The sequence below is a fragment of the Verrucosispora sp. WMMC514 genome, from assembly GCF_027497295.1.
Lineage (GTDB): Bacteria > Actinomycetota > Actinomycetes > Mycobacteriales > Micromonosporaceae > Micromonospora > Micromonospora palythoicola.
Genome location: NZ_CP114906.1, coordinates 1,226,126 through 1,243,554, shown reverse-complemented (window position 1 = coordinate 1,243,554; position 17,429 = coordinate 1,226,126). Strand labels below are relative to the sequence as shown.

17 protein-coding genes are annotated in these 17,429 nt (G+C 71.9%); 8 read left to right on the top strand and 9 right to left on the bottom strand.

What is annotated here, in order from left to right; genetic code table 11:
- Window positions 1-19: 19 nt before the first annotated feature.
- Both O7597_RS05605 and O7597_RS05600 read right to left on the bottom strand, forming a co-directional pair.
- Entirely contained in the window at window positions 20-868 is an 849-nt protein-coding gene (locus O7597_RS05605; RefSeq protein WP_164447632.1) for an ABC transporter permease, read from the bottom strand.
- Window positions 865-1,713, bottom strand: a complete 849-nt coding sequence (locus O7597_RS05600; protein ID WP_281582180.1) for an ABC transporter ATP-binding protein — start codon at window positions 1,711-1,713, stop codon at window positions 865-867. Before O7597_RS05600 ends, O7597_RS05605 begins: the two co-directional genes overlap by 4 nt.
- A gap of 108 nt (window positions 1,714-1,821) precedes the next feature.
- On the opposite strand from O7597_RS05600, the gene O7597_RS05595 reads away from it, so the two are divergent.
- Window positions 1,822-3,825 carry a protein meaA gene (locus O7597_RS05595; RefSeq protein ID WP_281582179.1) on the top strand — a complete coding sequence of 668 codons (2,004 nt, stop codon included), beginning with the start codon at window positions 1,822-1,824 and terminating at the stop codon, window positions 3,823-3,825.
- Between the two features lie 46 nt (window positions 3,826-3,871).
- Here the strand turns inward: O7597_RS05595 and O7597_RS05590 are convergent, their stop codons facing one another.
- Window positions 3,872-4,171, bottom strand: coding sequence for a DUF1540 domain-containing protein (locus tag O7597_RS05590; protein ID WP_164447629.1), 300 nt, complete (start codon window positions 4,169-4,171; stop codon window positions 3,872-3,874).
- An 84-nt stretch (window positions 4,172-4,255) separates the two neighbouring features.
- A complete protein-coding gene (locus O7597_RS05585; RefSeq protein WP_164447628.1) occupies window positions 4,256-4,876 on the bottom strand; it encodes a DUF4126 domain-containing protein in 621 nt (206 codons plus the stop codon).
- Between the two features lie 71 nt (window positions 4,877-4,947).
- On the opposite strand from O7597_RS05585, the gene nucS reads away from it, so the two are divergent.
- A complete protein-coding gene (gene nucS, locus O7597_RS05580; RefSeq protein WP_269738044.1) occupies window positions 4,948-5,607 on the top strand; it encodes an endonuclease NucS in 660 nt (219 codons plus the stop codon).
- Window positions 5,608-5,611: 4 nt separating this feature from the next.
- Here nucS and O7597_RS05575 read toward each other — a convergent pair whose 3' ends face one another.
- A complete protein-coding gene (locus tag O7597_RS05575) occupies window positions 5,612-7,108 on the bottom strand; it encodes an aldehyde dehydrogenase family protein (protein WP_269738043.1) in 1,497 nt (498 codons plus the stop codon).
- Window positions 7,109-7,361: 253 nt separating this feature from the next.
- Here O7597_RS05575 and O7597_RS05570 point away from each other — a divergent pair, with 253 nt between their 5' ends.
- The 5 genes from O7597_RS05570 to O7597_RS05550 all read left to right on the top strand — a co-directional run bounded on the left by O7597_RS05570 (window position 7,362) and on the right by O7597_RS05550 (window position 12,194).
- Window positions 7,362-7,826 carry an FHA domain-containing protein gene (locus O7597_RS05570; RefSeq protein WP_281582178.1) on the top strand — a complete coding sequence of 155 codons (465 nt, stop codon included), beginning with the start codon at window positions 7,362-7,364 and terminating at the stop codon, window positions 7,824-7,826.
- A gap of 121 nt (window positions 7,827-7,947) precedes the next feature.
- Window positions 7,948-9,003: an alpha/beta hydrolase gene (locus O7597_RS05565; RefSeq protein ID WP_281582177.1), complete on the top strand. Its 1,056-nt coding sequence runs from the start codon at window positions 7,948-7,950 to the stop codon at window positions 9,001-9,003.
- A gap of 181 nt (window positions 9,004-9,184) precedes the next feature.
- The gene (locus tag O7597_RS05560; protein WP_281582176.1) at window positions 9,185-11,023 is read left to right on the top strand and encodes a 3-hydroxybutyryl-CoA dehydrogenase; all 1,839 of its coding nucleotides are present in this window, start codon (window positions 9,185-9,187) and stop codon (window positions 11,021-11,023) included.
- 74 nt (window positions 11,024-11,097) lie between these two features.
- On the top strand, window positions 11,098-11,388 hold the full coding sequence (locus O7597_RS05555; RefSeq protein ID WP_281583190.1) for a hypothetical protein: 291 nt from the start codon (window positions 11,098-11,100) through the stop codon (window positions 11,386-11,388).
- Window positions 11,385-12,194, top strand: a complete 810-nt coding sequence (locus O7597_RS05550) for an alpha/beta hydrolase (RefSeq protein WP_164447623.1) — start codon at window positions 11,385-11,387, stop codon at window positions 12,192-12,194. Before O7597_RS05555 ends, O7597_RS05550 begins: the two co-directional genes overlap by 4 nt.
- A gap of 31 nt (window positions 12,195-12,225) precedes the next feature.
- Here the strand turns inward: O7597_RS05550 and O7597_RS05545 are convergent, their stop codons facing one another.
- From O7597_RS05545 to O7597_RS05535, 3 genes are all read right to left on the bottom strand, one after another.
- Window positions 12,226-13,398, bottom strand: a complete 1,173-nt coding sequence (locus O7597_RS05545; RefSeq protein WP_269738038.1) for an AI-2E family transporter — start codon at window positions 13,396-13,398, stop codon at window positions 12,226-12,228.
- A 170-nt stretch (window positions 13,399-13,568) separates the two neighbouring features.
- The gene (locus tag O7597_RS05540) at window positions 13,569-13,751 is read right to left on the bottom strand and encodes a DUF397 domain-containing protein (protein WP_281582175.1); all 183 of its coding nucleotides are present in this window, start codon (window positions 13,749-13,751) and stop codon (window positions 13,569-13,571) included.
- Complete coding sequence (locus tag O7597_RS05535; RefSeq protein WP_281582174.1) at window positions 13,742-14,542, bottom strand: helix-turn-helix transcriptional regulator; 801 nt, start codon at window positions 14,540-14,542, stop codon at window positions 13,742-13,744. Before O7597_RS05535 ends, O7597_RS05540 begins: the two co-directional genes overlap by 10 nt.
- Window positions 14,543-14,827: 285 nt before the next feature.
- On the opposite strand from O7597_RS05535, the gene O7597_RS05530 reads away from it, so the two are divergent.
- A complete protein-coding gene (locus O7597_RS05530) occupies window positions 14,828-15,142 on the top strand; it encodes a hypothetical protein (RefSeq protein ID WP_269738035.1) in 315 nt (104 codons plus the stop codon).
- Between the two features lie 69 nt (window positions 15,143-15,211).
- Here O7597_RS05530 and O7597_RS05525 read toward each other — a convergent pair whose 3' ends face one another.
- Window positions 15,212-17,422 carry a hypothetical protein gene (locus O7597_RS05525; protein ID WP_281582173.1) on the bottom strand — a complete coding sequence of 737 codons (2,211 nt, stop codon included), beginning with the start codon at window positions 17,420-17,422 and terminating at the stop codon, window positions 15,212-15,214.
- Between the last annotated feature and the right edge of the window lie 7 nt (window positions 17,423-17,429).

The window sequence follows — 17,429 nt, the reverse complement described above, 5'->3', positions numbered from 1 at the left end:
GTGCGGCCCTCCCCGTGGCTCAGCCGTCGCGGCGGGTGGTCCACCGGAAGGTGGTCAGGCAGAGCACCAGGCCGATCACGCACCAGACGCCCAGCACCACGGCGACGCGGGTCAGCTCGAACGAGCCGCCGGGCTCGTCCGCGCCGAAGCTTTCCGGCAGGAAGACCGCCCGTAGCCCCTGGCACATCCACTTGAGTGGAAACAGCGCCGCCACCTGCTGCATCCAGCTCGGCAGGTTGGTGAAGACGAAGAACACCCCGGAGATGAACTGGAGCACCAGCGCGACCGGGGTGACCACCGCCGAGCCGCTGCGGGCGGTGCGGGCCAGCGACGAGATGGCGATGCCGCAGAGCGTGCAGGCGGTCACCCCCAGGGCGCTGACCCAGCCGAAGGTCACCCAGGCCGTGGTGGTGGTCGGCAGCTCCAGGTCGAACAGCGTCACCGACACCGCGAGCAGCAGCGCGGTCATCACGACGCCGGTCACCAGCACCATGATCACCTTGCCGGCGAACCAGACCCACTTCGGCATCGGCGTGCCCCGGTAGCGCTTGAGCACCCCCCGGTCCCGCTCGATCGGGATCCAGATGCCGAGGTTCTGGAAGCTGACCGTCATCAGGCCGGTCGCGATCATGCCGGTGATGAAGTACTGCGTGTAGCTCACCCCGGGAGCGATCTCCTCGTCGAAGATCGACGCGAAGATCAGCACCATGATGAGGGGGAAGCCCAGCGTGAACACGACGGACTCACGGCTGCGCAGGAACTGCCGGATCTCCAGCCGCCCCTGCCGCAGGGCGAGGCCGGCCGGACCGCTCCGCCGGGCCGGAGCCGCGGCGGTGACCGGCTCCGCCGGTCTCGTCGTGGTGGTCATCGGTGTCCGATCATCGTCAGGTAGATGTCCTCGAGAGTGGGTCGGGTGACGGTCAGGCCGGGCACCTCGCCGCCGAACCGCGCGGCGAGGTCCGCCACCAGCGCCGTCGGCGTCGCGCTCTGCGTGCTGTCCAGCGTGCCGTCCGGAGTACGCCAGGAGACCGTGGCCAGCGCCTCCTGCCGGTTGCCGAGCTGGTTCGGTGCGGCGACCTCGACCAGCCGGCCGCCGGCGATCACACCCACCCGGTCGGCGAGCGCCTCGGCCTCGTCCAGGTAGTGCGTGGTCAGCACGATCGTGGTGCCGGCGGCGGCGAGATCACGGATCAGCTCCCAGAACTCCCGCCGGGCCTCCGGGTCGAAGCCGGTGGTCGGCTCGTCCAGGAAGAGCAGTTCCGGGCGGCCGATGATGCCGAGCGCCACGTCGAGCCGCCGCTTCTGTCCGCCGGAGAGGGTGTGCGTACGGGCGCGGGCCTTGGCGGTCAGCCCGACCCGTTCGATCACCTTGTCGGGGTCGTCGGCGTCGGGGTAGAAGCCGGCGAAGTGGTGCACCACCTCGGCGACGGAAAGTTCGTCGAACTCACCGGTGCCCTGGAACACGATGCCGACCCGCCCCCGCCAGTCGCGCGTCGGGTTGGCCGGGTCGACGTCGAGAACGCGTACCTCGCCGGCGTCGCGCTGGCGGTAGCCCTCCAGGATCTCCACGGTGGTGGTCTTGCCGGCGCCGTTCGGCCCGAGCAGGGCGAACACCTCGCCCCGGTGGACGTCCAGGTCCAGCCCGGCGACCGCGGGAGGGCCGCCGTACGTCTTGCGCAGCCCTCGGACGCGGATCGCGACGTCGTCACTCATGCCGTCAAGTGTGCGGCCCGCCGTGACCCGGCGTCCGCACCGGGGGCGGCGGAGGCTGTGTGGTTTTGCACAACCCGTTCTACTGAACGGTAACTTAGACTACCGGCCATGGACGAGAAGGCACTCATGGGCCGGCTGCCGGAGCGGGACCGTCCCTGGGTGATGCGGACGTACGCGGGGCACTCCTCGGCCGCCGCGACGAACGCGCTCTTCCGTCGCAACCTGGCCAAGGGGCAGACCGGCCTGTCGGTCGCCTTCGACCTGCCCACCCAGACCGGGTACGACCCCGACCACGAACTCGCCACCGGCGAGGTCGGTCGGGTCGGCGTCCCGGTGTCGCACCTGGGTGACATGCGGGCGCTCTTCGACGGCATTCCGCTGGCCGACATGAACACCTCGATGACCATCAACGCACCGGCGATGTGGCTGCTCGGCCTCTACGGCACGGTCGCCACCGAACAGGGTGCCGAACCGGCCCGCTGTGCCGGCACCACCCAGAACGACATCATCAAGGAGTACCTCTCCCGGGGGACGCACATCTTCCCGCCGGCCGCCTCGCTGAGACTGACCGCCGACGTGATCGCGTACACGCTGCGCGAGATGCCGCGCTGGAACCCGGTGAACATCTGCTCGTACCACCTCCAGGAGGCCGGGGCCACGCCGGTGCAGGAGGTGGCGTTCGCGCTGGCCACGGCGGTGGCGGTGCTCGACGCGGTGCGCGCGGGCGGCCAGGTGCCGGCGATGCGGATGGGCGAGGTGGTGCAGCGGATGTCGTTCTTCGTCAACGCCGGGGTGCGGTTCGTCGAGGAGATCGCCAAGATGCGCGCGTTCGGCGTGCTGTGGGACCAGCTCACCCACGACCGGTACGGCGTGACGGACCCGCGACAGCGCCGCTTCCGGTACGGCGTGCAGGTCAACTCCCTCGGCCTGACCGAGGCGCAGCCGGAGAACAACGTGCCGCGGATCGTGCTGGAGATGCTCGGGGTCACCCTCTCCCGGCAGGCGCGGGCGCGGGCGGTGCAGCTACCGGCCTGGAACGAGGCGCTCGGCCTGCCCCGACCGTGGGACCAGCAGTGGTCGCTGCGCATGCAGCAGGTGCTCGCCTACGAGTCGGACCTGCTGGAGTACCCGGACCTGTTCGACGGCTCGCACGTGATGACCGCGCTGGTCGACGAGATCGTCACCGGCGCCCGGGCCGAGCTGGCGACGGTGCTGGAGATGGGCGGCGTGGTCGCCGCCGTGGAGACCGGATACCTCAAGAGCGCCCTGGTGGCCTCCCTGGCCGATCGGCGGCGACGGATCGAGGCCGGCAGCGACGTGGTGGTCGGCGTCAACCGGTTCACCGAGACCGAACCGTCGCCGCTGACTGCCGCCGGTGCCGAGGCGGTCGAGCAGGTCGACCCCGCCGTGGAGATCGCCGCCTCGGCGGCCGTACGCGCCTGGCGGGCCGACCGCGACGCGGCGGCGGTGGACGCCGCCCTGGCCCGGCTGCGCGCGGACGCCGCGACCACGGCCAACCTGATGACGGCCACGCTCGAGTGCGTTCGGGTGGGGGTGACCACGGGGGAGTGGGCGGCGGCCCTGCGCCAGGTCTTCGGCGAGTACCGGGCACCCACCGGCCTGGTGGGCGGGTCCGCGAGCGGCGGTGACGACGGGCTGGCCGAGGTCCGCGCCCGGGTCGCCGCCACCGCCCGCGAGCTGGGCAACGCGCGGCTGCGACTGCTCGTCGGCAAGCCCGGCCTGGACGGGCACTCCAACGGCGCGGAGCAGATCGCGGTCCGCGCCCGCGACGCCGGCTTCGAGGTGGTCTACCAGGGTATCCGGCTCACCGCCGGGCAGATCGTGGCCGCCGCGGTCGAGGAGGACGTGGACCTGGTCGGGCTCTCCGTGCTCTCCGGCTCGCACCTGGCGGCGGTGCCGGCGGTGCTCGACGGGTTGCGGGCCGCCGGCCGACCGGATCTGCCGGTGGTGGTCGGCGGCATCATTCCCACCCGGGACGCCGAGAAGTTGCGCGCGGCCGGGGTGGCCCGGGTGTTCACTCCGAAGGACTTCGCGCTCACCGAGATCATCGACGAGCTGGTCACCGTCATCCGGCAGGCGAACGAGCTGTGACGCGCGGACCCCGGCGGATGGCCGGGAGCCGCGCGAGACGGCGCGCTCAGCGGTGGTCGTAGGTCATGCAGTCGGCCATGTCGGCGTCGGGACCGACCCGGATCGCCGGTGCCTGGCACTCCAGTTGCTCGTTGTGCCGGCAGTCGGCGCGCTGGCACGCCCCGACCTGGGCGATCTGCCCGTCGAGACCGGCCCGGACGGCGGGCATCTCGATGAAGGTGTGGCAGTGGGCGTGGTCCAGGCTGCCGATGGTGATGGCGAAGGCGTGGCAGTCGCCGGTGTGGTTGTACGCGCACGCGGCAACCACGCACTCCTGGACCCGGGGCATCTCCATTGCTGCGGTCATGACCCAACCTCCTCCGTTGATTGCCCCAATTTTAGGCTTTAGGGCGGGTTGAGGTGGTGATTCGGTCGAGCCGGTGACCCGGGCTCAGACGCGGAAGCCCGCCTCGCGTGCCGCCTGCCGCTCCCGACGCCGGTCCGCCCGGCGGCGCAGCAGCCACGGCAGGACGAGCACGAGGCCGACCAGGAACGCCAGCACCAGCACCGGCAGGATGATCGCGACGAGCGACATGACCACGCTCGTGGCGTCCTCGGCGGTGCTCGCCACCGGCGCGCCCAGGCCCGCCGTGGTGGCGTTGATGACCGGTCGCGCGGTCGACTTCAGCAGGTGGACGCCGAGCGCGATGAGCACCCCGACCAGCACCGGCAACCACTGGCCGCCACTGGCGAAGAAGCTGTCCGGGTCGCTGACCGTCACCGTCTCGGACGCCGAACCGGCTCCGAACGCCAGCCCGCCGGCCGTCGGCCGGACGACCGTCTGCACCATGTCGTTGACGTGGTCCACCACGGGCACCTTGTCCGCCACGACCTCGACCACGAGCAGCACCGCGAGGATGCCCAGCACCCACTCGTTGCCCAGCCACTGCCACCCGCCAGGCAGGTCTATCACGCTGGTGTAGCGGGCCAGCAGGCCCGTCACCAGCAACGGAATGTAGGCGTTCAGCCCCGCCGAGGCGGCGAGGCCGGTACCGGTGAGCACTTCGAGCACCAGCCCAGCATGGCACCGGCACGCCAGCGCCGCTCGGTGGCGACGGCCGGTGACTCCGCTACCCTGCTCGGGTGCGGTTGGTGATTGCGAAATGCTCGGTGGACTATGTCGGACGCCTCTCGGCCCACCTGCCGCCGGCCACCCGGCTGCTGATGGTGAAGGCGGACGGATCGGTCTCCATCCACGCCGACGACCGGGCGTACAAGCCGTTGAACTGGATGAGCCCGCCGTGCCGGCTGGAGGAGGCCCCGGGCGTCTGGCGGGTGGTGAACAAGGCCGGCGAGGAACTGCGGATCACCCTGGAGGAGATCTTCCAGGACACCTCGTACGAGCTGGGTGTCGATCCCGGGCTGCGCAAGGACGGCGTGGAAGCCCACCTCCAGGAGTTGCTGGCGGCCAACCCCGAGGCACTGGGCGACGGCTTCACCCTCGTGCGCCGCGAGTACATGACCGCCATCGGCCCGGTCGACCTGCTCTGCCGCGACGCCAACCAGGGCACGGTGGCCGTCGAGGTGAAGCGCCGTGGCGAGATCGACGGGGTGGAGCAGCTCACCCGCTACCTGGAACTGCTCAACCGTGATCCGTTGCTCGCCCCGGTCGCCGGGGTCTTCGCCGCGCAGGAGATCAAGCCGCAGGCCCGGGTGCTCGCCACCGACCGGGGGATCCGCTGCGTGGTGGTCGACTACGACCGGCTGCGGGGCATCGAGCGCGACGAACTGACGCTCTTCTAGCCGGTCACCGGCCGTAGAGCAGCTTGACCGCCTTCACCAGCCGGCTCACGTCGGCCTCGGTGCGCTCGAAGGTGGTCGACGGCAGCAGCGAACGCCCCCGGCGGCGGGTGACGGCCTTGGCCCGGGCGAACTCGCGCAGCCCGTCCTCGCCGTGGATCCGGCCGAAGCCGGACTCGCCGACCCCGCCGAACGGCAGGGTGGACATGCCGGCGAAGGTGAGCGTCGAGTTGACCGAAGCCATCCCGGAGCGCAACCGCCGGGCGATCGCGACCGCGCGCCGCTGACCGAAGACCGAACCACCAAGCCCGTACGGCAGGGCGTTGGCCCGGGCGAGCGCCTCGTCGGCGGTGCGGACCCGGTTGATGGTCAGGGTGGGGCCGAAGGTCTCCTCGCGTACGGCGGCAGCCTCCTCCGGCACCTCGACCAGCACCGTCGGGTGCGCGTACGGCGGGCGTACCGCGTCCGGCCCACCGAGCACCGCCCGACCGCCACGGGCCACCGCGTCCTCGATGTGCCGCCGGATCACGTCGAGCTGACTGGGCATGGTGATCGGACCGATGTCGGCGTGGTCGGGGCCGACGGTGAGCCGCCCGGCGCGCTCGACGACCTTGTCGACGAACGCGTCGAAGACCGGCTCCACGGCGTAGACGCGTTCGATGCCGATGCAGGTCTGCCCGGCGTTGGTCATCGCTCCCCATACGCAGGCGTCGGCGGCGGCGTCCAGGTCGGCGTCGGTGTCCACAATCATGGCGTCCTTGCCGCCGGCCTCCACCAGCACCGGGGTCAACGACTCGGCGCACGCCGCCATCACCTTCTTGGCGGTGGCCGTCGAGCCGGTGAAGGCGAGCTTGTCGACCCCGGACCGGCACAGGGCGGCACCGACGTCGCCGAGTCCGTGCACCGCGGCGAGCACCGGATGCTCGGGCACCACCTCGGCGAAGCTGTCGACGAGCCACTGACCGACGACCGGGGTGTACTCGCTGGGCTTGAAGACCACCGCGTTGCCGGCCGCCAACGCGTACGCGATGGAGCCGATCGGGGTGAAGACGGGATAGTTCCACGGGCCGATCACGCCGACCACGCCGTGCGGCTGGTACTCCAGGTGGGCCGAGAACTCGGCGAGCACGAGCCGCGAGCGGACCCGCCGGGGGCCCAGCACCCGCCGGGCGTTACGGGCCGCCCAGTCCACGTGCTCCACCGTGGTCACGATCTCGACGAGCGCGTCGGCGAGCGGCTTGCCGCTCTCGGCGTGCATCAGGGCGGCCAACTGCTCCATCCGCTGGGCGAGCAGTCGCCGCCAGCGCAGCAGCCGCTCCCGTCGCCCGGTGTAGCCGAGCCCCGCCCACCACTGGCCGGCGGCGCGGGCCCGCTCGACGGCGCGTTCGACGTCGACCGTGGTGGCGACCGGGACGCGCCCGGCTTCGTCGCCGGACGCCGGGCTGGTCGAGATCAGGTGGTTGCCCTGGACCGCTGGGGTGCCGGGGGGTAGCACAGCCGTCATGGCGGAAGTCTAGACGCGAGAATTACTCGCCGGTAGGGGTGGGGAAACGGGCGAATCCTCCCAGCCGTCCGGACGGTTGAATCGGACGAACCTCTCGTCCGGGCCGGTAGTTCTGTCGCCGGATGCCGTGGAATATGTGAACACAAAGCACCCGGACGGTTACCGGTACGCATCCGGCTGGATGGTGGAGGTGGACACCCGGTGGTGAAACGCTGACCCGGGATCGTCACACGGGTGGAGGGGCTGACCGTCCATGGAGGAACATCCGCAACTGATGCCGCTGCTCACGGTGGCTGCCGGGCCGATGCGGGGCTGGCGTTTCCGGCTGCCGCGCCGGCCGCAGGTGATCGGCCGTGATCCGGCGGTCGACATCGTGGTGCACGACCCGCATCTGAGCCGGCGGCATGTCGAGATCTGGCGGGCCGGTGAGGGCGCCTCCCTGGTGGATCTCGGGTCCACGAACGGCACCTGGGTGAACGACCTCCGAGCAACCGAGGTCGTCCGGCTCAGTGACGGCGACGTGATCCGGATCGGCGGTACCGAGCTGAGGTTCTTCGACCCGGGCGTGGCCCGCACGGATCCGGTGGGTCTGAGCTTCGAACTGCCGCGCCAGGAGCGCCGGCCGGTCCGACCACTGCCCGCCACGCTCGCGACACCGGTGGTGCCCGGGCAGGTCGGCGCGCCGGACGCGGCGGCGGTGGTCGGCGTCCACCGCTGACGACCGCGTCCCGGTCCCCGCTCCGGCCCCGGCGGCGTGGGCGTCGGCCACCCACGACGGCCCGGCACCGTGGGTGCCGGCCATATGGACCGGCGGTTTCGATCGTGGCAGCATGCCGCGGATGGACAGCCAGCAGCGCGACGTCACCGCGAACGGAATCACCCAGGCCGTCCGGGTGGCCGGACCTGTCGACGGCGTGCCGGTGCTGCTCGTGCACGGCAACTGCTCCTCGGCCGCCTTCTGGGAGCCGCTGGTGCGCCGCCTGCCGCCGACCCTGCGGGTGGTCGCGCCGGATCTGCGCGGCTACGGGGCCACGCAGACCGCCCCGGTCGACGCCACCCGGGGCCTGACCGACTTCGCCGACGACGTGGTGGCGTTGCTCGACGAGCCGTCGCTCTTCGCCGAGGGCGCCCGGCCCGTGGTGGTCGGCCACTCGCTCGGCGGCGGAGTGGCGATGCGCCTGCTGGTGGACCGCCCCGACCGGATCGCCGGGCTGCTGCTCGCGGCGCCGGTGTCCCCGTACGGGTTCGGCGCCACCCGCGACCTGGCCGGCACGCCGACCACGCCCGACCTGGCCGGCTCCGGGGCCGGCACGGCGAGCGGCGACTTCGTCGCGCGGCTGGCCGCGGGTGACCGCGGCGCGGAGGCGCGGACCAGCCCGCGCAGCGTGCTGCGGGCGGCCTACGTGGCGGACCCCGCCTGCCTCGGCGACGACGAGGAACCGTTGCTCGACAGCGTGCTCTCCACCGCCACCGGCCCGGACAACTACCCCGGCGACGCGGTGAGCTCGCCGAACTGGCCGGGTAGCGCGCCGGGCGGCCGTGGCGTGCTCAACGCGCTGGCGCGGTTCCGGATCGCCGAGGAACTGGTGGCCGTGACACCCAAGCCCCCGGTCACCTGGATCCGCGGCGACTCCGACGTGATCGTCTCGGACACCTCACTGTTCGACCTGGCGCAGTTGGGGGCGCTGGGCGTGGTGCCCGGCTGGCCCGGGCCGCAGGAGTGCCCACCGCAGCCGATGATCGGACAGACCCGCGCGGTGCTCGACCGGTACGCCGAGACCGGCGGCAGCTACCGGGAGGTGGTGCTGTCCGGCTGCGGGCACAGCCCACACCTGGAGCGCCCGGCGGAGTTCGTCGCCGAACTGCTCGCCCTCGCCGGGGTCGATCCCGACTGAGCCGGGTCCGCTCCCGGCTCGGGCCCGGTCGCCCGCCGTCCGGGCTCGACGGGTAAACCGGGACATCGGTGACATGTGCCACGACGCCTCGACAACGGTGCGTCACATGGCAGACTCGCGCGCATAACCTTAGCGGCCGTTAATGTCCGGCCGTGTCGCTGCCGACAGGGGAGGCCGGGTCGTGACGCGCGAGTTCACCAGCGTGGGTGTGGTGGGTCTGGGCACCATGGGTGCCGGCATCGTTGAGGTCTTCGCCCGCAACGGCATCGACGTGGTGGCCGTGGAGATCTCCGACGCCGCGCTCGACCGTGGTCGGGCCAATCTGACCGGCTCGACGGACCGGGCGGTGGCCAGGGGCAAGCTCGCCGAGGCCGACCGGGACGCGCTGCTGGGCCGGGTCACCTTCGCCGTCGGGCTGGACGCGCTGCACTCGGTGGACCTGGTGATCGAGGCGGTACCCGAGCACCTCGATCTGAAGCAGCGGCTCTTCGCCGAGCTGGATCGGGTCTGCCAGCCCGAGGCCATCCTCGCCACCAACACCTCTTCGCTGAGCGTGACCGAGATTTCCGTGGCCACCGCGCGCCCCAACCAGGTCGTCGGCATCCACTTCTTCAATCCGGCACCGGTGATGAAGCTGGTCGAGGTGGTACGCACGGTGGTCACCTCCGCCGACGTGGTGGCCGACGTGGAGGCGCTCTGCAAGCGGCTCGGCAAGGTCGACGTCACCATCAGCGATCGGGCCGGGTTCATCGCCAACGCCCTGCTCTTCGGCTACCTCAACCACGCCGTCGACCTGTTCGAGTCCCGGTACGCCACCCGCGAGGACATCGACGCGGCCATGAAGCTCGGCTGCGGACTGCCCATGGGTCCGCTCGCGCTGATGGACCTGATCGGCCTGGACACCGCGTACGAGATCCTGGACACCATGTACCGGCGTGGTGGCCGGGACCGCCGGCACGCCCCGGTGCCGTTGCTCAAGCAGATGGTGACCGCAGGACTGCTCGGGCGGAAGTCCGGCCGGGGTTTCTACACCTACGAGCGGCCCGGCTCGCCGAAGGTCGTACCGGACGAGCAGACGCCGACCACGACGGAACCGGCGGTGACCGGCGCGACCCTGACCAAGGTTGGCATCGGGAGCGCGAGGAGTGAGCTTGCGAGCCCCGCAGTCGTGACCAAGGTCGGCATCGTGGGTTCCGGGACCATGGCGACCGGGATCATCGAGGTCTTCGCCAACGCCGGCTACGAGGTCGTGTCGGTGACCCGGGGCGCGGAGCAGTCGGCCAAGGTCTTCGAGGCGGTGCGGACGTCGCTCAACAAGGGCGTGGTCCGAGGCCGGCTCAGCGAGGCCGACCGGGATGCCGCGCTCGGTCGGATCAACTGGTCGGCGACGCTGGACCACCTGGCCGACGTGGACCTGGTGGTCGAGTCGGTGGTCGAGGAACTCAGCGTCAAGAAGGCCCTCTTCGCCAGCCTGGACGAGACCTGCAAGCCGGGCGTGGTGCTGGCGACCACCACCTCGTCGTTGCCGGTGATCGAGCTGGCGATGGCCACCCAGCGCCCGGCCGACGTGGTGGGTCTGCACTTCTTCAACCCGGCCCCGGCGATGCCGCTGGTGGAGATCGTCCGGACGATCCGTACCTCCGCCGAGACCGTCGCCACCGCGCAGGCCGTCAGCGCCACGCTGGGCAAGACCGGGGTGGTCTGTGGCGACCGGTCCGGTTTCATCGTCAACGCGCTGCTGTTCCCGTATCTCAACGACGCGGTGCGGATGCTGGAGGCCAGCTACTCCACCACCGACGACATCGACCACGCGATGAAGCTGGGCTGCGGCTACCCGATGGGTCCGTTCGAGCTGCTCGACGTGGTGGGCCTGGACGTGGCGCTGGCCATCCAGCGGGAGCTGTACCTGGAGCTGCGCGAGCCCGGGTTCGCCCCGGCACCGCTGCTGGAGCACCTGGTCACCGCCGGCTACCTGGGCCGCAAGACCGGCCGGGGGTTCCGCGACCACACCCGCCGCTGACCGGGTCGCGCCGGCTCGACCGTACGCTTGAGGACGTGAGTCCCCGTCGTAACCGTCCCCGCCGCGACGACGCGGTGCGCCTCGACGCCGAGCGCGCCCGGCACGGCGTCGCCGCGGTCCAGCAGTGGCGGGACGGGGAGTGGCAGGTGCGCGGCATCAGCGGCGGCGCGTCCACCAAGACGTACCGCTGTCCCGGTTGCGACCAGGAGATCCGGCCCGGTGCGGCGCACGTCGTGGCCTGGCCGGCGGACGGCCGGGGCGACCTCACCGACCGCCGGCACTGGCACACCGGTTGCTGGCGGGCCCGCGACCGTCGGGCCCCGGTGATCCAGCGGGGGCGGCGGAACGGGAGACTGGAGGCATGAGCGCACCGATCCGTGCCTCCTCGATCCTGCCCGGGCATCGAGAGGACATCGAGCTGCACACCGCGGACGACCTGCGGTTGGTCGGCGAGCTGGCCCGCCCGGTCGACCGGGAACCGGCCGCGACCCTGGTCTGTCTGCATCCGTTGCCCACCCACGGCGGAATGATGGACAGCCACCTGTTCCGCAAGGCGGCCTGGCGTCTGCCCGCCCTGGCCGACCTGGCCGTGCTCAGGTTCAACACCCGGGGCACCAGCAGTGTGCGCGGCACCAGCGAGGGCAGCTTCGACTCCGCCGTCGGCGAGCGCTTCGACGTCGCCGCCGCCATCGAGTACGCCGAGTTCCACGAACTGCCGAACGTCTGGTTGCTGGGTTGGTCGTTCGGCACCGACCTGGCGCTGCGCTACGGCTGCGACCCGGCGGTGACCGGCGCGATCCTGCTCTCCCCGCCGCTGCGCTATTCCGGACCGGCCGATCTGGCCCAGTGGGCCGAGTCGGGAAAGCCGGTCACCGCCCTGGTGCCGGAGTTCGACGACTACCTGCGCCCGGAGCAGGCCCGCGAGCGGTTCGCGGCGATCCCGCAGGCGGAGGTGGTCGGTGTGCCCGGCGCCAAGCACCTCTGGGTCGGTGACGCCGAGACCGCGCTGGACGAGGTGGTGCGGCGGGTCAACCCGGCGGTGCCGGTGCCGCTGCCGACCACCTGGGACGGCCCGATGGAGACCGGCGACGCCAGCGCGTACGCCGACCGGACGGTCGCCGCGTTCGCCGACGTCCCGGTGTCGGGCCCACCACAGCGCCAGGCCGACTGAACCGCTGCCGGTTCGCCCTGGCCCGGCAGGGTCAGCGGGCGTCCTGGCGGGGGAGGACCACCTCGCGGAGGATGAGCTGGATGGCGGCGACCGTCGGGATGGCGATCAGCGCGCCGATCACCCCCACCAGCGCGACCCCGAGCAGCGCGGCCACCAGCGCGGCGACCTCGTTCACCTGCACCGACCGCCGCATGATCTTGGGATAGATGAGGTAGTTCTCGACCTGCTGGTAGACCACGAAGAAGATCACGCAGGCGATGCCGACCGAGGGATCGGTGGCGAAGCCGACCAGGCTGACGATCACCGCACCGAGGGTGGCGCCGATCTGCGGGATGAGGTCGGTCACCGCGACCACCACGGCCAGGGCGAACGGGTACGGCAGGCCGACGACCAGCGCGAACACGAAGGTGCTCGCGCCGGCCAGTACGGCGATGGCGAGCGCGCCCACCATGTACGCCCCGACCTTGGTCAGGATCTCGTCACCGATCAGCTGCACCCGCTGCCGACGGGAACGCGGCACCAACGCGTACCCGAGGTTGCGGAGCCGGTCGAAGTAGACCAGGAAGTAGATGGTCAGCACCAGCACGGTGAGCACCCGGAAGACGGTGCCGAACACCAGTTGGGCACCGCCGAGCACCCCGCCCAACGCCCGGCCGATCATGTCCGCGCTGGTCGCCTCCTGGGCGCGGCGCATCAGGTCGAACTGCTCGACCAGGTCGTTCACCGTCTCGTTGCGGCGCAGCGACTCCAGGTAGCTCGGCAACTGCTCGACGAACTGCCCGGACTGGGTGACGATGGGTGGCACCAGCGCCAGCACCCCGGCCGCCAGCAGCGCCAGCACGATCAGCACGACCGTCGCCACGGCCAACCCGCGCGGAAACCCCCAGGACCGCAACCGGACCACCGCCGGGTGCAGGCCCACCGCGAGGAAGAGCGCGATCACCACCAGGACCAGGATCCCCGCGGCGTTGCGCACCCCCAGATAGACCGCGTACGCGAGCAGTACGCCGAGCGCACCGGTGAATCCGACCAGGAAGCTGTTGCGGCGCAGCGGTCGCCCGGGGGTGCCGAAGCGGCCGGCATCGGCACCTACCGGACGCTGCTGCGGCGCGCCGGTCGCCTCGTCGGCCCCTGGCGGCTTCGAGTCGTGCTGCTCCCGCTCGGCCGGTCTCGGCTCGGCCTCATCGGGTTCGTGTTGCGCCATCAGGTCTCCCCGTCGGCTGTTCCGGCGGTGCCGCCGGGTCGAAATGAGCCTGCCGGGCCGGCGAGCCGGCGGCCCTGTTCGGCAGGGTAGTGCCGTCGCCCCGCAGTGCTGGTGCGGGCACGCTGTCGAGCTGAGGGCGTGGGTGGTTCAGCGCGAGCCGCCGCGGCGAGTCAGGTCCGCTTTAGCGTTGCGACGAAGGACCGCCAGGTCGACGGGGTGAACGCGAGCACCGGGCCCCGTCGGTCCTTGCTGTCCCGGACGGCCACCAGGCCGGGCAGGTTGTCGGCGACCTCCACGCAGTCGGTGCTGCCGCTGCGGGTGGAGGTGCGCCAGGTCGCGCCGTTCAGGGCCATGACTTCACCATCTCGTTGAGGAGTGCGATCGACTGCTGGCGGGACAGTGCCTCGTTGCGCACCGTCTCCCAGCGCGCCAACAGGGTAGCCAGATTCGCCTCGTTGTCGGTCGGTGACGCGGTCAGTTGGGTCTCCTGGCTCGCCACCCAGCCGCCGTCCGCGCCCCTGGCCAGCGAGAACGACCCGTAAAGGCCGACGTGCAGCCCGACGCTGAGCGGTACGACGTGGACGCTCACGCTCGGGCGCTCGGCGCAGGCGATCAGGTGCTCGATCTGGTGCCCCATGAGCGTCCGGAAGCGCTCGTCCCGCCGGTGCAGGATCGCCTCGTCGACGACCGCGACGAGCTGCGGCGGGTCGGGCTGGTCGAGGATGGCCTGCCGGTCCAGCCGGGCGGCCACCCGCTGCTCCACCTCGTCGTCGCTGAGCAGGTCGTCGCAGCGGATCACCGCGCGGGCGTAGCCCTCGGTCTGGAGCAGCGCGGGGACCAGCGTCGGCTGGAAGACCCGTAGCTGCCGGGCCTGGCGTTCGGCGTCCAGCCAGGGCAGAAACCAGGACGGCTGCCCCTCCCGCTCGGCGATCCGCAGCAGCGACCCCAGCAGCCCGTCCGAGGTCAGCACCTCGTCGGCCCGGGCCAGGAGCTGGCGATCGTACGGCCGGGCGCCGGTCTCGACGGCGGAGACCATCGACGCCGAGTAGTGCACCAGTTTCCCGAACTCCTCCTGGCTCAACCCGGCGGTGACGCGTAGCCGGCGTAGCTGGGACCGGATCAGGTCCGCCGTGGTCTGCTCCACACTGCCTCCACAATCGCCGGCCGAGGACCACTCGGCATTCCTCGGCGGCCTCCGGCTTCCGCACCAGGGCCACCACCAGCCTCGATGCCTTCCGACAGTAGTGGTCCCGTCACCAGACTGTCAGCCATGCCGGATTCGTTCGTTGCCCGGAGGGCGCGGACGGGTTCAGGCGGGGGCCGCCCGCAATCCCCCTGTGGGCGGCCCTTTTCGAACCCGCTCCAGGTGCGGCTGTCGCTGCCCTGGCCACGACAGCCGCACCCGGGAGCCGTCCTTGCGGAGCTTGCTGTGTCACTTGAGCGCGCGGCCCGACCAGGTCGACCGCCACACACGCCGTTGCGGCCGACCTGGTGCTGCCGTACCGACGGGCAGCCCTGGCCCTGCGGGGAGGCGCGACTGGTGCTGCGGGCGGAGTACAAAGACAACCTGACCGGTCTGTCCGTCTACCTCGCCGGCCTGATGCACGAAGCCATGCGCGACCTGTACCACCTCAACCCGCACGACGCCCCCACGCCGCAGGCCCTCTTCTCCCGCTTCCTCACCTGGACCCGACCCCGCCACCACCCCCCACCCGCCCGCCGATCATGCAGTTGTGGTGGTTGACTTGTCCGCAGTGGACCGCTTTGTAACCGCCACAACTGCATGATCGCCGCTGGGGTCGGCTGGGCGGCGTCAGTCGGAGGTGACTTTGCTGGGCTTGGCGGTCCGCTCGTCGGTGGTCGGCTTGGTGGGGCGCTTGCCGTTCTCGCCGGTGCTGGTGATCTTCGTCGGGGTGGCACCTCGGCCACCCTCGCCGGGAACCGCGGCCACCGTCGGCTCGCCGTCCAGTCCTTCGCTCGCGGTGCCGCCGTCGGCGCTCGTGGGCTCGGCCGCCGGCCGGGTCGGCGACGAGTCCTCGACAGTGGTGACCGGCTCCGCCACCGGCTTCGTCGCCGGCCCGGCATCGGCACCGCTCGGACGGTCACCGGCTCGGCCGTCGCCTACCGCGGCATCGTCGTTCGGGCGGCTGGCAGCGCCGCCGGAGGAGGTGACCGCCAGCGTGTCGCCGGAGGGCTGAGTGCCGTTCGTTGAGACGCCGGTAGGGCGTGCCCCGTTCGTGGTCGCGGTGGCCACCGCGGGTGCGGCCGACGCGGCGGGAGCCGAGGTGGCCTGGAGCCGCAGGCCGAGCAGCTTGCGCTCCAACTCGTCGGACTCCTGCCGGGACTTCCACGTCTCCTGGCGCAGGTCGGCGAGCTGCTGTTGGGCCTTGGCGATCTCCAACATCACCTGGGCGAGCTGCTGCCGGCTGGCCGCCGCCTCCTGCTGGGTGGCGGCGAGGTGCTGCTGGGTGGTGGCGAGGTGCTGCTGCGTGGTGGCCGCGTACTCCTCGAACTGGCGGCGGGACGCCGCGACGTGCTCGTCCGCCTCCCGCCGTACGGCGGTGACGTGCTCGTCGGCCTCGCGTCGGGTGGTGTCGGCATACTCGTCGGCGTCGCGCCGGACGGTGGCGACGTACTCGTCGGCCTCGCGTCGCTTCGTGGTCGACTCGGTCTCCGCCTGGCGCAGCAGCTCACCGGCCTGCTCCTCGGCCTGCCCGCGTAGCGCGGCGGCATCCCGCTCGGCGGCCTGGCGGATCTGGTCGGCGCCCTGCTCGATCTCGTTCTTCCGCGCGGTGTACTCCGACTCGAGCTGGGACCTGCGGGTCTCGAAGCCGGACTCCAGCTCGGCGGTACGGGTGCGGATCCGCTCGTCCAGCTCGGCGTTGCGGGTCTTGTACTGCTTCTCGAGCTGATCGCGGCGGGCGGTGAACTCGCGTTCGACGGTGGCCGTGCGCTCGGTCAGCTCCCGGTCGGCCGCCTCGCGTCGGCTGTTCACCTCCTTCTCCACCCCGGCCCGCCAGGCGCCCAGCTCCTGCTGCGCCTGCGCCCGGGCGTGCTGCACGTACGCCTCGGTCTCGCCGCGCATCCGCTGGGCGTACGCCTCGGTCTCGGCGCGGGTGCGCTTGGCCGCCTCGGTCGCCTGGGTGGTCAGCCGCTCGGCCTCCTGACGTGCCTTGTTACGGGCGGCCCGGCCAGCCTCGGCGGCGTCGTCGATGATCTGCTTGGCCTCCTGCTGGGCCTTGGCATGGGTGGCCCGGCCCGCCTCGGTGGCCTGGTCGACCAGCCGTCGCGCCTCCTGCTGGGCGTTCGCGTGCACCTCTTTGGCGGCGTCGCGCAGCTGGGTCGCCTCCTGCTGGGCGGTGGCGAGCGCCTCGCGGGCCGCGTCGCGCAGCTTGGTCGCCTCCTGCTGGGCCCGACTGTGGATCTCCTTGGCCGCGTCCCGTAGCTGGGTGGCCTCCTGCTGCGCCCGGTCCAGGGCCTCCTGGGCGGCCTTGCGCAGCCGGGCGGCCTCCTCCTTCGCCGACTTCGCGGCGGCCTCCGACTCGGCCCGGCGAGCGGCGGCCTGCCGCTCCTCCTCGGCCCGGCGGGCGGCCAGGGCGATCTCGAAGTCCTTGAGCGCGGTGGCCGCCGCGACGCGAGCCTCCTCGATGATGTGCTCGGCGGCGGCCCGCCGGGCCTCGATCTCCTCGTTGGCGGCGGAGAGGATGTCCTCGGCCTGCTCCTCGGCCAGCGTCAGGATCTGCTCCACCCGTGGCCCGAGATGCCGGAAGGCGGCTCGGTCGACGACCCCGACCTGCTTGCGCACCTGGGCGAGGTCACGTTGCAGCACCTCGACCTGACCGGCCAGCTTGTGGATCTGGGTGTACGCCTGTTCCCGCTCGGCCGCGAGCGCGGCGATCTCGTGCTCCGCACGAGCGACGTATCGGTCGACCTGTCGTTTCTCGTACCCCCGCAGGGCGGACTCGAAGCTGGGCTCCGTGGTCACGTCCCCGCCGAGCGCGAACAGTTCCTCGCCGTGCGACATGCCCCCA